We start from the raw sequence: 13,775 nt of genomic DNA, 5'->3' as shown, positions 1-13,775 counted from the left end.
TATTGCCTCCAACTATTTAATAACCTGAATCATTTTTTCTGCTAAACGATGATTCCCCTGGAATGTTGCACCTGCTGCTAGTAGCTCTTCCAATTGACTTAACTTAGCTACTGTTATTCTTTCTCCTGGTACTAATAATGGTATACCAGGTGGATAAGGAATGATCATATTCGCTGAAATTCGCCCCATTGTACGCATATATGGTAACCATTCTTTCTTTAATGATGCAACCTCATTAAAAGTATATACAGGCTCAGTAATCGGTACAAAATGATAGGCTGTTTGAGAGGCCGTTATGCTATCTGATTTAGCTGTGTTTAGTAACGTTGTTATAGCCTCTTTTATACGAACCCTGATTTCAGCAAATGGGTAGGTATGTCCTTGCTTCAGCAAAGGTAACACAAATAAAACCTGATTGGCATCTGCAAGTTCTCCATACACATGCTTTGCCTCTAATGCCTCCTGTAATTGAAAGCCACTATAACCATTAACACGTAACAATACTTTAAGTGGATCATCTACTTCAATTACTTCTAATGTTCCAATTGCTCGTAATGCATCTACCCATTGATTCTTTTTTTCTATTATATATGCCCCATCACTCTCCATATATGTCTGTACATAATAGCGAGCATCATCTAATGATGCTAATAATAAGTAAGATGGACTACTAGATTGTAACATGCGTAAGTAATGATGTATTTTGTCAGCCTCTATCAATTCCGACTTAACATGCATAAATGAAGCCATCGTCATAGCAGGTAGAGTCTTATGAGCTGATTGCACAACAACGTCTGCACCAAGTGTCAATGCAGATGGCTGAAATAGCGTACATGCATTAAAATGAGCGCCATGTGCTTCATCCACCAATACAGGTATTCCCTTCTCATGACAATAAGCAATTTGTTGCTGTATGTCATTCGAAGTCATCCCATAATAAGTAGGATATGTTAAAACGACTGCTTTCGCCTCTGAATAATTTTCTACGGCTTCTTTTAAATCTCTATAAGTTACATGTGTCGCCGACATTGTCCGTTCATCCCATAGCGGAGACACAAAAATTGGCTTAGCCCCAACAAGTTCAATAGCATGGAAAATTGATTTATGTGCATTACGCTGAACAATAATGGTATCGCCTTTGTTACAAGTAGCATAAATCATTGCTAAATTGCCAACAGTAGACCCTCCTACTAAAAAGAAACTCTTTGTTGCTCCATATGTATCTGCCAATAAATTTTCGCCTTCTAATATCATTTCCTCAGGGTAATGTAGATCATCTAATCCAGATAACTCCGTTACATCATAACGCATTACATCCTTAAATGCTTGTGGAAGGTGGGATAGTTCGCCATGCTTATGACCTGGGACATGAAAAGAAATATTTTGTTGCTGTCGAAAACGTTCTAACCCTTCTATAATTGGTTTTTTCTTTTGCAAAACAAACACCCATTTTCGTTAGATTCTCTTTTAATTATACGAAATTATAAGGAGAGAAAAAAGCTATCCCTCCGCTAGGTAATCCACTTTTTATTTAATAAACAAACCCTTTCATCAAAATTAACCACAGCTTGATGGCATTATCGTTGACGCCTCACTCAAAAATAGAGTCATCTAGACCCAAACCATCTTTTTTTGCAGCAGTAAGACTTACTTATTAAAATAAAATCGATTATTGCTGTTCTCTGTCAAAATCGGTTCACCAATATTTCCATATAACTAATCTTGTAATGCTTGAATGGCCATTGCTTCCACTAATTGCTCAACCAGTCGAGGTACAAAATTATCTAATACTGGATTCATCATTCCTGCTAAAAATCCACTAGCTTTCATTGTTAAATTACCAGTGAGTTGTAGTGAATCATTTTGATCTTGTATGATTTCAAAAGAGCCATTACCATTTATCGGATCAGATAAACCCTCTAAATCAAACTGTATTTGATGAGCTTCTGATTTTTGTACTTTAAGTTTTACTTTAACAGCTTTCTGAATTAAGCCAAAGTCTCCTTGGAAGACCCAGATCATATCATCTTCATTTAGTAATTCGTGATGTAAGTAACCTGGTATTAAAACTGCCCATTGTTCCTTATTATGAATAAAGCCCTCTAATTTATTTTTCTGTATATTGATTACCTTACTATATTGTCCTGTTGCCATTCTATTACACCCCTTTGAATATTTTGATCACTCTATTAAACTTTAACATTTTCCAAATTTCAAAACACACAAAAAAACCACTGATTTCTCAGTGGTTACTTTTTTGCCTAGCGACGTCCTACTCTCACAGGGGGAAGCCCCCAACTACCATCGGCGCTAAAGAGCTTAACTTCCGTGTTCGGTATGGGAACGGGTGTGACCTCTTTGCCATCATCACTAGACTTTGTATTTAATTGAAAGATTCCTGGCGCGTAAGCTGGATATGAACAGCATGGCGCGACTTTATACCCGCGAGATTGACGGTAAAACGCATTACTACAGTGTGGCCCCGCGTTTCTGGGTACCGTATGACACGGTGTACAGCGTCGAGAAAAATGAAGATCGACGGACAGCCGAACGCTTTCAGAAATGGGTGGAAATGGGCGTTCTGACCGTTACCGATGGTGCGGAGGTGGATTATCGCTACATCCTCGAGGAGGCCAAAGCGGCGAACAAAATCAGCCCGGTCAGTGAGTCACCCATCGACCCCTTCGGGGCGACCGGGTTGTCACATGACCTTGCTGATGAAGACCTGAACCCCATCACTATCATTCAGAACTACACCAACATGTCCGACCCGATGAAAGAGCTGGAAGCGGCAATTGAATCGGGGCGCTTTCATCATGACGGCAATCCCATCATGACCTGGTGTATCGGCAACGTGGTCGGCAAAACCATTCCGGGTAACGATGATGTGGTGAAGCCTGTCAAGGAGCAGGCGGAAAACAAAATCGATGGTGCGGTTGCACTGATTATGGCGATCGGTCGGGCAATGCTCAAAGAACCCGACGATTTCCTTTCATCTCTTGATCCGGACGATGATCTCTTAATTCTATGAAATCACTAATTGCTGATGTTATCGGGCTGGCTGGTTTTGGCCTGCTTACGTGCGGGTTTTACCTGCAGTTTGGTATGGCTCCGGCTCTGATGCTGTCCGGCGGTTTACTGCTGGTGGGCGCACTGGCTATGGCCAGAAGGGGGACGCGTGCTGCTTGATGCTCTGTTCAGAAGTAAATCACTGGAGAATCCTTCCACCCCGATAACCGGGGATGCCGTTGATACTGATGGGCTGTTCCGGGCAGACGTTTATGTCAGTCCTGAAACTGCGATGAAACTGGCTGCGGTGTATTCCTGTATCTATGTCCTGTCTTCCAGCCTTGCCCAGATGCCGTTGCATGTTATGCGCAGGCACAATGGGAAGGTTGAGCCCGCACGCGATCATCCGGCGTTTTATCTGGTTCATGATGAGCCCAATACCTGGCAAACCAGTTACAAATGGCGCGAACTGAAGCAACGTCACATCCTTGGCTGGGGGAATGGGTATACCTGGGTGAAACGTAATCGTCGCGGTGAAGTCATATCCCTGGATTGCTGTATGCCGTGGGAAACGACGCTGATGAATACTGGTGGCCGATACACCTACGGTTTGTACAACGAATATGGGGCGTTTGCGATCAGCCCCGACGATATGATCCACATCCGAGCGCTGGGTAATAATCAGAAGATGGGGCTGAGTCCGATTATGCAACATGCCGAAACAATAGGCATGGGGATGAGCGGTCAGAAATACACAGAAAGCTTCTTCAGCGGTAATGCCCGTCCGGCGGGGATAGTATCCGTTAAAAGCGGACTCAATAAGGACAGCTGGGGCTGGCTTAAAGATCAGTGGCAGAAGGCATCGCAGGCGTTACGCAGCCAGGAAAACAAAACCATGCTGCTGCCAGCCGATCTGGATTACAAGGCACTGACTGTGTCGCCAGTTGACGCTCAGATCATTGACATGATGAAACTGAACCGTTCAATGATTGCCGGTATTTTCAATATTCCTGCGCACATGATTAATGACCTCGAAAAAGCCACCTTCTCCAATATTTCTGCGCAGGCGATTCAGTTTGTCCGCTACACGATGATGCCGTGGGTGATGAACTGGGAGCAGGAGCTTAACCGTCGCTTGTTTACCCGCGCTGAGTTAGCCGCCGGGTATTACGTCAGGTTCAATCTGACGGGGCTTTTACGCGGAACTCCGCAGGAGCGCGCGCAATTCTATCACTTCGCTATTACCGATGGATGGATGAGCCGTAATGAGGCCCGCGCATTCGAGGATATGAATCCGGTTGAAGGGCTGGATGAGATGCTGGTAAGCGTGAACGCTGCTAACCCGGCAGGAGATTTTAAGCCCCCAAAAAACGATGAGGGAAAAACCAATGAATGACCGTGAAATCCGTTGTTACAGCGGTGAGGTGCGTGCTGAGAGGCATGACGATAACCCGGCGCACATTATCGGTTATGGATCGGTGTTTGACTGTCGTTCTGAGCTGATATTCGGTTCATTCCGCGAAATCATCCGGCCCGGCGCTTTTGACGATGTGCTTGGTGATGATGTACGCGCACTGTTTAACCACGATCCTAATTTTATTCTTGGGCGTAGTGCAGCAGGCACGCTGAATCTTTCAGTTGATGAGCGCGGATTACGCTATGACATCCAGGCTCCGGAGACACAGACCATTCGTGATCTAGTGCTGGCCCCGATGCAACGTGGAGATATTAACCAGTCATCTTTCGCTTTCCGTGTCGCCCGTGACGGTGAGGAGTGGTATCAGGATGAGGATGGGGTTGTTATTCTGGGCAAAGAAGTGGTATACTGTAAGTGGTTTAGTTAATGGTCCACTGAGACCGCGTACGCATAGTCGTACTCTGTATGTGCCCTAACCATAGCGTGCATACATTTCAGAAGCTTGTTCATACAAGCAACTGTGGCAACCTTATCTTTCTTAGGGATAGGTTGCTTTTTTAATTTGTAGTAATAATCGACAATATGATTAGGAGCTGCGCGTTGCTGGCGAATCATATTTCGAATGGTGAAGAAAATAATTTTCCGTGCTTTGGGATTACCACGCTTATTGATGCGGTCTTGGCCAGTATACTTACCTGAATGATATCGTCGGATGTCAATTCCGACAAAGGCATTCAATTGTTTATGGGTTTTAAATCGTGTGATATCTCCTAATTCACCGAGCAATAAAGCGGCTGTGAGTGCGCCAATCCCAGGGAACGTTTGGTACAACAAAAAGCAAGGAGAGCCTTCGGCTTTTTTGATCATTTGTGTCGCCAGTGCTTTTTTTTGTTCGAGTAAATCTTGGAGAAGTTCGGCGTAATAGATCGTTTTTTGACAGTGGATACTGTCTTTTTCAACAGCTGGATAGGCACACTGTGCATAGTGGATGATTTGATCTGCCTTTTGCTCGGCACGATTCGCGGAGATTTTTTTCCGTGTTTCGTTGATCAGTTTATTTTTTATTTTTGTCCGAGTAGATGCCAATACAAAATCTGGATGGGGAAAAAGACGGATCAATGTCAATGCGTAAGGGGTCAGCCTGTTTGAAAAGAACTGTTCAAGCTCTGGAAAAGTCAATTGAAGGCAGTTGTGTAAATCCATGCGCAGACGAGTGATTTTCTTCTCAATTTCTTGATAAAAACGGGCTAAATCGCGCATCTCTAAGTAAAAATTGCTTTGTACTTCTTTTGGCTGACGTTGATTTTTAAGATGAGTCTGTGCGAGCCGGTGGGCATCCGATTTATCTGTTTTCCAACTGCGTAAGGTGCTTTCTTCCATCTGTTTTTTCGCCTCTAACGGGTTTAACAAACAGTAAGGAAAGTGATGATCTTGAAAGAACTTTTCGACTGGTCTGGAATAAATCCCCGTTGCTTCAAAAACAATCAATGGACGTTCAGGCAAGTGCTGGATCTCTTCGAGTAATGCATGAAATCCTCTTTGAGTGTGTTCGATCTCGTCTTCAAATAAGCAGGTGTCGTCTTTGTATAGGACACTGTAGCTGTGTCCCATTGAAACATCTAATGCAAGAATGTAAGGCATTTGTTTTCCTCCTTTTTAAGTTTTGAAAGAACTTTACTGCTTCATTTCGATTCCAATTTCCTATACACGGGCTCATGGCCCCAACATACGTAAACCTGATTCTAAAATGACAGTAAAGAAGTTCGGTTTTTGATAGGGACTCGTAGTCCTCAAGGCTTTGTTCGAACTTTCTTTCACTCTTCACTATAATCTAAAAATAGAAAATAGAGGAGAACATCATTCGTCAATGATGTTCCCCTCTAATCTTAGTATGTTTATTGTATTAGAAACGACTTTCCTATTGGCTCGCTTTAAATTTCTTGAAAAATAAATTTCCTTCAGCAGTTAAGCGAACACCTCTGTTTTCTGGATTCAATGTGATATATTCTTTCTCTTTACACCATCGGAAAAACGCGTTCCCGAGATTTCCTCCTAAATGAAATGTTCGTTCTGTCCAATCTAAGCAAGGTTTCACAAATGCTCCAGATTGTTTTTTCAGTGCGTCAATATCTATTCCTAAGTCTTTGAAATAACAAACGCCTTCTTCTGTAAGTTCCACATGATGGTTTTCCATCACAAGATAGTTGTTGTGAATGTCACTTTTCTATTTAAATGGCAAAAATTTTTAGTATTAAATGACAAAAGCTACCAATTTTTGGTAGCTTTTTATATACCTATCACTAAACTATCTCTTGCTGCTTCGACAACTTCTACAGTAATCTTATCTATTTGATTGATTCTTAAAATACGATCAATCTATGCAAATAAACGATGAATAAGCCTAAAATTTCCTTTTGTAATTTTAATGATAGTTGTGATAGCCTCATAATCAGAAAAATCTTCTAACTTAATATCAATTCCTAAGTCTGACCACTTGTATTTCAAAATATGATGTGTTTCATCCTTACTAAGGTTATCAAATTCATGAGCAAATCCTATGCGAGAGTAAAGTTGCGGATAACGAGACAACCTTTTTTCAATACCAGGCATACCGTTAAGAACCATTGCCAGATCATTTCTATCATAAATATCTCTTAGCTGTTCTAAATGCTGAAGCTTTAAACGATCAATTTCATCGACAATAATTAAATCAATTGCTTCATAGGTTTTAGGCACAGAAGGATCTTCTTGATTGTATTTTAGTACCATATGCATTGCTTTAGTCAGACCTATTCTACTAGTTATTGTGTTAATATCAGAACTGACACGAGACATCTTTTCAGTTGGTGCAGTATAAAAAACTTTATTTATACTTAATATTTCATCTGTTGCATTTTTTCCAATATCATCAGCATGATGATAGGTAATTTGTTCTCTTTACAATAGGAAACAATTTTTCGAGATAATGTCTTTGTACTTATTTTTTTGTGTCTCAATACAAATTCTTCTATTTTTTGTCTAACTTCTTCTGAAACCCTAATTTGCTCAAAATCAGTTCGTATCTTCCTAATTAAACCAACTAGACCATCATGTTCATATTTTTGTACCCAGCGATAGAGTGTACGAGTAGGTACTTTATTTTTAATAGCTATTTCTTTTATCGTTTTTGTTTATTAAGATAAGGCTCAATAATTTTATATTTTTTCATCGCATCTATTCTTTGCTGTTCTGAAAAATTAGTGAGCGTTTGTTTTTCCATCTTTTCCCTCCATTTTATCTAAATAACGATAAATCGTTGTTCGAGAAACATTCCAACGTTCGGCAATAGTTTTAATAGGTGTTCCACTATCAACTAGAGTCTTTAATAATTCTAAGTCTTGTGCTTTTAATTTTTCAGGACGTCCTCCAAATCGCCCTCTTGCTCGAGCTGCTGCTCGTCCTGCTGCGGATCTTTCTAAAATCAGGTTGCGTTCAAATTCTGCGAATGCTGCAAACAAATGAAACATTAGCTGACCAGTCGAACTAGATTTATCCATTGTAATATTTTCCTGAAGACTATGAAAACTTACGCCGCGTTCATTCAATCGATTGACAATTGAAATCAAATCTTCCATATTCCGTCCTAATCGATCCAATCGCCAAACGACAAGTGTATCGCCAGAGCGAACAAAATCAATCGCCATTTCTAATCCTGGTCGATTACTTTTTGCCCCACTCATATGATCGGTAAAAATTTTTTCACAACCAAATTTATTTAGGCTGTCTTCTTGTAAATCCAAATTTTGTAAACCAGTAGATACCCGGGCGTATCCTATTTTCAAAAAAATCACTCCCTCATTAATTTTATTGTAACATAACTTTATACCGATGGTATAAATGAACATAGATTTTGATATGGGTTTATGAACACATAATAGAATCAAAATTATAGAAATAAGATAAAAAAATAGACTGTTCAGAAACGCCTGATTTTCTGTCCACTCTATTTATGAGCTTCTTTCAGTATAGAAATAAAATAGTGAATATAAAGCAAATAAATATAGGATAGGTTTTACTTATTCTTCACTGCTACTATTTTACTAGGAAATCCTACGACAATTTTGAGATTGCTTTTTTTCTTCTTGAAGACAAAAAGATGCACTTATATACAAATAAAAACTCCCTATATAGTAGTTAGGGAGTTTTATATCATATCAACGCATCATTGATATGATTTTACTTTTATGTGAATATCATACGATATTATCAATTATATTGTAAAGCATTTCCACGTGACAGTTTCCCATCTTGCATGGTGTAAACTTGGTCGACTTTGTCTAGTAAACGTAGATCATGGGTAATCATAACCACACCTCGATTATACTCGTGAGCAATTCGTGCAAGTAGATCAACAACTTGATGCGCACGTTCTGTATCAAGGCTAGCTGTGGGTTCATCAGCTAATATGATGCTTGGGTTATTATATAATGCGCGAGCAATTGCTGCTCTTTGTCGCTCTCCACCGGATAAATCTTTCGGATAAGATCGTAATACCTTGTTTAGATCCAGCAGATCTAATAGTTCTTCACGATTTATTTTTTTTGAATTTGGCTTGTCTAAACGATCTATTAAATCTAACTGTTCTTGAACATTCAAAAATGGAATCAAATTTGATGCTTGTAAGATAAAGCCAAATTCCTTAAAACGCAAAGTTGTTTTTTCTTTTTCAGTCATTTGTGTTGTTTCTTTATTTTCTTAATTGTCAAATTAAGTTAGACAGATCATCAATACTTACGTAACTCAAAAATACTTCCAAAGGTGTTCGATAATCCAGTGATTTTCTAGGAATATTATTTCGTTTAGATGCGACAGATTGAATAAAAAATTCATTATCGCCTCGAATGCATCAAAAACGGTTAGGACAGCCTTTTCCTGTAAATCGTCTGTATAAGCAGCAACACGATTCATCCCGATATTTGTTTGTACAGTATCCAGTAAGGTTAATCCTGCAAATACTTTTTTATATGTGTCTTGATGCTCAAAACTCTTCCACTGCTGAATATCTTTACTCACTGCAATTTCTTCAGGAAACCAAATTTGCTTCCATTGCTGATCCCAAAAAATTTGAGCAAGTTCACTTGTAGCCTTGTTCCAGTTGACTGCCTCATACACTATATTTGACATGCTACACACTCCTCTAAGCTTTGTAATCGTTGACGTATATAGTAAACACTCTTAATTCCCTTAGTCCAAGCATAAATGTAAACTTTAGCTAGTTGTTCTGTTGTCCATTGATCCGTTACATATAGTGTCATTGAAATACCTTGGTCAACATGTTTTTGTGCCGCAGCATATAAATCAATTAATTTATAAGGGTTAACATCGTATGCTTCTTGATATAAATGCATATTGTCATTAGTCATATATGGCATAGGGTAAATTGTACGACTATCAGCATAATCACGAATTTCTACTCTTTCAGTAATCGGAGACATTGATGCTGTACAACTTCGAATATAACTGATACTTCCTGTAGGTGCAGTAGCTAAACGATATGAATGAAATAGACCATATTCCATTACTTCTAATTTAAGTTTCTTCCACATCGCAGAAGTTATAATTGGTACGTTACCTAGTGCTTTTTGCACTTTCTGATTTGGTAATGTGTCTTCTTTGGAAACATAAGCATCAAAGTATTTGCCATTTGCATATTCACTCTTCTCAAATCCAAAGAAACTTTCACCTTTTTCTTTAGCTAACTCCATTGATGATTTAAGTGAGTAATAGTTCAACGCTTCCATAAAATGATCTACAAATTTAATCGAATCAGGAGAGCCGTACATAATATCTTGTGTTGCTAAATGACCATGAAGGTTCATAACTCCCAAACCTACGGAATGCATTAATTGATTGGCTTTTGCAACAGATGGTACATTCACAATATTGGTCTTTGTTGTAACATTTGTAAGTAACCGCATTGATGTGTCAACTAAATCTTCAAAGCTATCTGATTCAACTGCTGCATGAATATCAATCGACCCTAAATTACATGACACATCTAACCCATATTCGTTAGGCTGATCTTGATCAGTGATAATACTTTTTTGTTGTAATTGTAGGATTTCCGTACAGAGGTTAGACATTTGTACTCGTCCAATACCTTTGAGTGGATGTACTTCATTGACATTATCATCAAATATTTCAAAAGGATATCCTGATTCAAATTGTGCTTTTTTTACTTCAGTGTATAAATTACGTGCATTTAAACGTTTAATTTTTCGAATTCTAGGGTTATCTAATAACTCATAGTACATATCAGTAATACTGATTTCAGACATACGCTTACCATATTCCTTATGGATGTCATATGGGCTAAATAGAACAATATCCTTATCCTTTTTCATTAACTCAAAGAAAATGCTTGGTATAATGATTCCTGTTGATAATGTCGCTAGGCGAATTTTATCATCTGCATTAGGTTTCTTTGATGAAATAAAGTTTTCAATGTCTGCATGGAAAATATTCAGATAAACTACTCCTGAGCCATTTCGTTGTCCCATTTGGTTGGAATAACTAAATGAGTTTTCTAAAAGTTTAGCTACTGGAATAACACCACTTGCTCTATTCAGAATCTCCTTGATAGGATCACCTAATGGTCGAAGGTCAGTTAGATTAACTCCAACCCCACCACCTAATCGTGATAGTTCTAAACAATAACCAATATTTTCAGCAATGCTATTCATAGAATCATCCATAGATAATTTAAAGCAGCTTACTAATTCACCACGTGCTTTCTTACCACTATTTAAAGCAGTTGGTGTTGCAGGCTGATAGGCTTCCATCATCACCCTTACCGACTTCTCTGCAAGTTGCTCATCACCTTGAGAAAGATATAATGCAATTATAGAAATTCTATCCTCATATTTTTCTAAGATTTCTTCTCCATCACGACTCTTCATTGCATAACTCTCATAGAATTTGCTTGCACTCATAAATGAAGGAAAACGGAAATTATATGAATATGCAATCTTATAGATTTTCTTAATGAAATCAAATGAATACATGTCTAAGAATTCTTTTTCATAATAACCTTCTGATACAAGGTATTTAAGTTTTTCTTCTAGATCAATAAAGTATCGTAACTTAACATTCACATACTCTAAGAAGTACTTCTTAGTTGCTTCTTTATCTTTTTCTGATACTAATCTTCCAGTTCGTTCATATGTATTTAAAACCTCATTATTCAACTTTAGGTACTCTTTCAAATTATCACTCACCTTGTATTAATTTTTTATATTTCTCAACAATCAAATCGTAATCATGTTGAAATCCTCTTAATTCGACCTTATGTATTATTGGAACATTATATTGATCACTAATTTTTTGTGCTGATTCACAGAACATTTTCTTTCCAAAGTTACTGTTTCCACTTGCTATTACACCTTTGCAAAATTCGTGATTCAGTTGAAGGAAGGTATCTACCTTTTCAGGAACTTCCCCCAACTTATCTGTGTATGTGAATATTATGTATGGTTCCTTAACTATTAAACTTTCGTTGATTTCGAATGATGGTATATTCAGTTTACTTACTATGTATCTGACATTACCTGTTCTACTTGCGTAAATAATCATTGTTCAATAATTTCTTGAATTTCTTTAATATCAGTGTAAAAAACATCATTCACTTCTAAGATAGGCATTGAAGAAAAACCTTTTGTCACTAGTTCATTACGTACCTCTTCATGTTCATCTAAATTAACAATATCTACTTTCTTTCCAGATTCATTAATCCATACTTTTGCCAACATGCATTTTGGGCAAATATTTTTTGTATACAATTTCATTACAAAACCTCTTTCATTAAATTTAATTTATGTATTTATTAATAATTAAGTAATATCTGCTCCACAATTTCTTTTGTAGTCATCTTACCTGTATCAAATTTTACTACTTCTAAATGTTCAACCTTATGTAATGCTTCTTCATATTTACCTTTAGCATATTTCAATTTCTCTAATGATACATAATCATCACCACGAGAATTAAATCGATTCTCTAATACTTCATCGTCTGCATATAAGTAAATAATTGTTGCTTCATCTTTCATTTCTCGTTCAATAAATCTGCGCTGCTCATCAGATAGCATTGCAAAGTCATCATACATCTCTGCATACACTTCATTACAATAAGAAAACCTATCAAATATTACATTATCCATCTTAGTAAACTCTAAAAACTTATTAAACAATTCATCTTGTGTACATTTTGAATCTTGGAAACTTGATCCTTTCACTACTTTAAGCTCTGTAATGTCAGAAAGCATTTCAACTAGGCTTGTCTTGCCACTACAATCAGTTCCTACAACAATATAATTTATTTTAATCACCACAATCCTTATGTATTTGTATATGTATTATTTCCGTATGTTATCTCAGTTAGTTCTCTAGGCTTGTATTTCCTATTCTTCTGTTTATTAATAATTCCTCTTACTTCACCTAATGTATTATTAAAAATACTTATGTTTGGAAGCTTAGGTTTTAACTTGTCATTCGCACTTTTCATGACATCCAACATATCCTTAGCTTTCCTACGTTCATTCCTAACGATATGTAATTTACGATATGCTTCATAGCCTTTATTGGCAGGTAATGTTTCAAACTCAATATGGTGTAATAAGTCTTCTTGTTCACGTTGTTTCTGATCAACCAATTGTGATAAATATTCAACCTCTTTAGGTAGATTATCTAAGAAGTCTCTAACAAATGCTAAATCTTTTTCAAACTGAATGACTTCTTTTAGAGTATCTTTGGTCAAATTAATCACCTAACTCTCGTTTAAGGTATTCTTCAAAAGTAATTCCTTTCTCTTCACGAATCTTGCAATTTACGAATTTATATCCGTAGTATTCTAATACTGAATCGTTGATTTTCAACTTCTCATCTCCCTTACTTGTTGTATGATCTTATTATATCATCTGGTTCAATAATTACAAGTAATATTTATGTATTTATTTAATTAATTTTAGTAACCGTCCATATATGCTACTTCAAAATATAATCCATATTCATCTTCACCATAAATAAATTGGAGATCAGAGTATTTACTAATCTTTTCACTAATGTAATTCTTTGTGAACATGAAAATTGTTTCTAAATATCTTGAATCAAATGGAGAACAATATACTTTATGATATAGTTCAATTTCAAATTTAAACGATTCATCACGCATTGTATTTGCGTCCATATAATATCTAATGGCAGTTTTATTGTTGTAAGCAAATTCATCTTTAATGTGCTGATATAAATGTTTGTAAAATGGTTTCTTAAAGCATAAATCCTTTAATTTAACTTTTAATTTCCTCATCTTCTTA

The 13,775-nt window shown here is 37.2% G+C and carries 16 protein-coding genes, 1 rRNA gene and 3 pseudogenes; 3 read left to right on the top strand and 17 right to left on the bottom strand.

Annotation, left to right across the window (positions count from 1 at the left end; genetic code table 11):
- Positions 1–12: 12 nt before the first annotated feature.
- From QH639_RS18435 to rrf, 3 genes are all read right to left on the bottom strand, one after another.
- On the bottom strand, positions 13–1,437 hold the full coding sequence (locus QH639_RS18435; RefSeq protein ID WP_284705957.1) for an aminotransferase class I/II-fold pyridoxal phosphate-dependent enzyme: 1,425 nt from the start codon (positions 1,435–1,437) through the stop codon (positions 13–15).
- Positions 1,438–1,716: 279 nt separating this feature from the next.
- A complete protein-coding gene (locus tag QH639_RS18430; RefSeq protein ID WP_237898987.1) occupies positions 1,717–2,154 on the bottom strand; it encodes an SRPBCC family protein in 438 nt (145 codons plus the stop codon).
- A 105-nt stretch (positions 2,155–2,259) separates the two neighbouring features.
- Positions 2,260–2,375: ribosomal RNA gene (gene rrf / locus QH639_RS18425) — 5S ribosomal RNA — on the bottom strand.
- Between the two features lie 50 nt (positions 2,376–2,425).
- On the opposite strand from rrf, the gene QH639_RS18420 reads away from it, so the two are divergent.
- The 3 genes from QH639_RS18420 to QH639_RS18410 all read left to right on the top strand — a co-directional run bounded on the left by QH639_RS18420 (position 2,426) and on the right by QH639_RS18410 (position 4,853).
- Positions 2,426–3,031 (top strand): terminase TerL endonuclease subunit, encoded by a 606-nt coding sequence (locus tag QH639_RS18420; RefSeq protein WP_281114973.1) that lies wholly within the window; start codon positions 2,426–2,428, stop codon positions 3,029–3,031.
- 147 nt (positions 3,032–3,178) lie between these two features.
- Positions 3,179–4,405, top strand: a complete 1,227-nt coding sequence (locus tag QH639_RS18415; protein WP_152071518.1) for a phage portal protein — start codon at positions 3,179–3,181, stop codon at positions 4,403–4,405.
- The gene (locus QH639_RS18410; protein WP_281114972.1) at positions 4,398–4,853 is read left to right on the top strand and encodes an HK97 family phage prohead protease; all 456 of its coding nucleotides are present in this window, start codon (positions 4,398–4,400) and stop codon (positions 4,851–4,853) included. The genes QH639_RS18415 and QH639_RS18410 overlap by 8 nt, the downstream gene beginning before the upstream one ends.
- On the opposite strand, the gene QH639_RS18405 is transcribed toward QH639_RS18410, so the two are convergent.
- From QH639_RS18405 to QH639_RS18340, 14 genes and pseudogenes are all read right to left on the bottom strand, one after another.
- Positions 4,850–6,067 (bottom strand): IS110 family RNA-guided transposase, encoded by a 1,218-nt coding sequence (locus tag QH639_RS18405; protein WP_281114971.1) that lies wholly within the window; start codon positions 6,065–6,067, stop codon positions 4,850–4,852. The genes QH639_RS18410 and QH639_RS18405 overlap by 4 nt on opposite strands.
- Before the next feature lie 277 nt (positions 6,068–6,344).
- A complete protein-coding gene (locus QH639_RS18400; protein WP_002344568.1) occupies positions 6,345–6,605 on the bottom strand; it encodes a hypothetical protein in 261 nt (86 codons plus the stop codon).
- Between the two features lie 107 nt (positions 6,606–6,712).
- Positions 6,713–7,354: pseudogene (locus QH639_RS18395) on the bottom strand (AAA family ATPase).
- Positions 7,300–7,572 carry a helix-turn-helix domain-containing protein gene (locus tag QH639_RS18390; RefSeq protein WP_233274053.1) on the bottom strand — a complete coding sequence of 91 codons (273 nt, stop codon included), beginning with the start codon at positions 7,570–7,572 and terminating at the stop codon, positions 7,300–7,302. The pseudogene QH639_RS18395 and the gene QH639_RS18390 overlap by 55 nt, the downstream one beginning before the upstream one ends.
- 90 nt (positions 7,573–7,662) lie before the next feature.
- Entirely contained in the window at positions 7,663–8,247 is a 585-nt protein-coding gene (locus QH639_RS18385; RefSeq protein WP_002308171.1) for a recombinase family protein, read from the bottom strand.
- A 424-nt stretch (positions 8,248–8,671) separates the two neighbouring features.
- Positions 8,672–9,139 (bottom strand): ABC transporter ATP-binding protein, encoded by a 468-nt coding sequence (locus tag QH639_RS18380; protein ID WP_281114970.1) that lies wholly within the window; start codon positions 9,137–9,139, stop codon positions 8,672–8,674.
- A 28-nt stretch (positions 9,140–9,167) separates the two neighbouring features.
- Positions 9,168–9,296 (bottom strand): annotated as a pseudogene (locus QH639_RS18375) (IS30 family transposase); the annotation flags it as partial.
- A gap of 56 nt (positions 9,297–9,352) precedes the next feature.
- Positions 9,353–9,589 (bottom strand): annotated as a pseudogene (locus tag QH639_RS18370) (ribonucleotide-diphosphate reductase subunit beta); the annotation flags it as partial.
- Positions 9,577–11,670, bottom strand: a complete 2,094-nt coding sequence (gene nrdE / locus QH639_RS18365) for a class 1b ribonucleoside-diphosphate reductase subunit alpha (RefSeq protein WP_281114969.1) — start codon at positions 11,668–11,670, stop codon at positions 9,577–9,579. The pseudogene QH639_RS18370 and the gene nrdE, both read right to left, overlap by 13 nt.
- Positions 11,671–11,674: 4 nt before the next feature.
- Positions 11,675–12,037: a class Ib ribonucleoside-diphosphate reductase assembly flavoprotein NrdI gene (gene nrdI, locus QH639_RS18360; RefSeq protein WP_281114968.1), complete on the bottom strand. Its 363-nt coding sequence runs from the start codon at positions 12,035–12,037 to the stop codon at positions 11,675–11,677.
- On the bottom strand, positions 12,034–12,249 hold the full coding sequence (locus QH639_RS18355; protein ID WP_281114967.1) for a glutaredoxin: 216 nt from the start codon (positions 12,247–12,249) through the stop codon (positions 12,034–12,036). The genes nrdI and QH639_RS18355 overlap by 4 nt, the downstream gene beginning before the upstream one ends.
- Positions 12,250–12,287: 38 nt before the next feature.
- Entirely contained in the window at positions 12,288–12,623 is a 336-nt protein-coding gene (locus QH639_RS18350) for a hypothetical protein (protein WP_340815402.1), read from the bottom strand.
- A 176-nt stretch (positions 12,624–12,799) separates the two neighbouring features.
- Entirely contained in the window at positions 12,800–13,219 is a 420-nt protein-coding gene (locus QH639_RS18345) for a hypothetical protein (protein WP_281114966.1), read from the bottom strand.
- A gap of 207 nt (positions 13,220–13,426) precedes the next feature.
- Positions 13,427–13,768 (bottom strand): hypothetical protein, encoded by a 342-nt coding sequence (locus QH639_RS18340; RefSeq protein ID WP_281114965.1) that lies wholly within the window; start codon positions 13,766–13,768, stop codon positions 13,427–13,429.
- Positions 13,769–13,775 lie beyond the last annotated feature (7 nt).

The sequence above is a fragment of the Lysinibacillus sp. 1 U-2021 genome, assembly GCF_029916965.1.
GTDB lineage: Bacteria > Bacillota > Bacilli > Bacillales_A > Planococcaceae > Lysinibacillus > Lysinibacillus capsici.
The sequence above is the reverse complement of the archived record's forward strand: the minus strand, read 5'-3'. Positions and strand labels throughout refer to the sequence as shown.

Excerpts from the sequence above, each read along its gene's own strand:
- QH639_RS18430 (WP_237898987.1), bottom strand. The coding sequence starts at position 2,154 with ATGGCAACAGGACAATATAGTAAGGTAATCAATATACAGAAAAATAAA.
- QH639_RS18420 (WP_281114973.1), top strand. The coding sequence starts at position 2,426 with ATGGCGCGACTTTATACCCGCGAGATTGACGGTAAAACGCATTACTAC.
- QH639_RS18410 (WP_281114972.1), top strand. The coding sequence starts at position 4,398 with ATGAATGACCGTGAAATCCGTTGTTACAGCGGTGAGGTGCGTGCTGAG.
- QH639_RS18405 (WP_281114971.1), bottom strand. The coding sequence starts at position 6,067 with ATGCCTTACATTCTTGCATTAGATGTTTCAATGGGACACAGCTACAGT.
- QH639_RS18380 (WP_281114970.1), bottom strand. The coding sequence starts at position 9,139 with ATGACTGAAAAAGAAAAAACAACTTTGCGTTTTAAGGAATTTGGCTTT.
- nrdI (WP_281114968.1), bottom strand. The coding sequence starts at position 12,037 with ATGATTATTTACGCAAGTAGAACAGGTAATGTCAGATACATAGTAAGT.
- QH639_RS18355 (WP_281114967.1), bottom strand. The coding sequence starts at position 12,249 with ATGAAATTGTATACAAAAAATATTTGCCCAAAATGCATGTTGGCAAAA.
- QH639_RS18350 (WP_340815402.1), bottom strand. The coding sequence starts at position 12,623 with ATGGATAATGTAATATTTGATAGGTTTTCTTATTGTAATGAAGTGTAT.
- QH639_RS18340 (WP_281114965.1), bottom strand. The coding sequence starts at position 13,768 with ATGAGGAAATTAAAAGTTAAATTAAAGGATTTATGCTTTAAGAAACCA.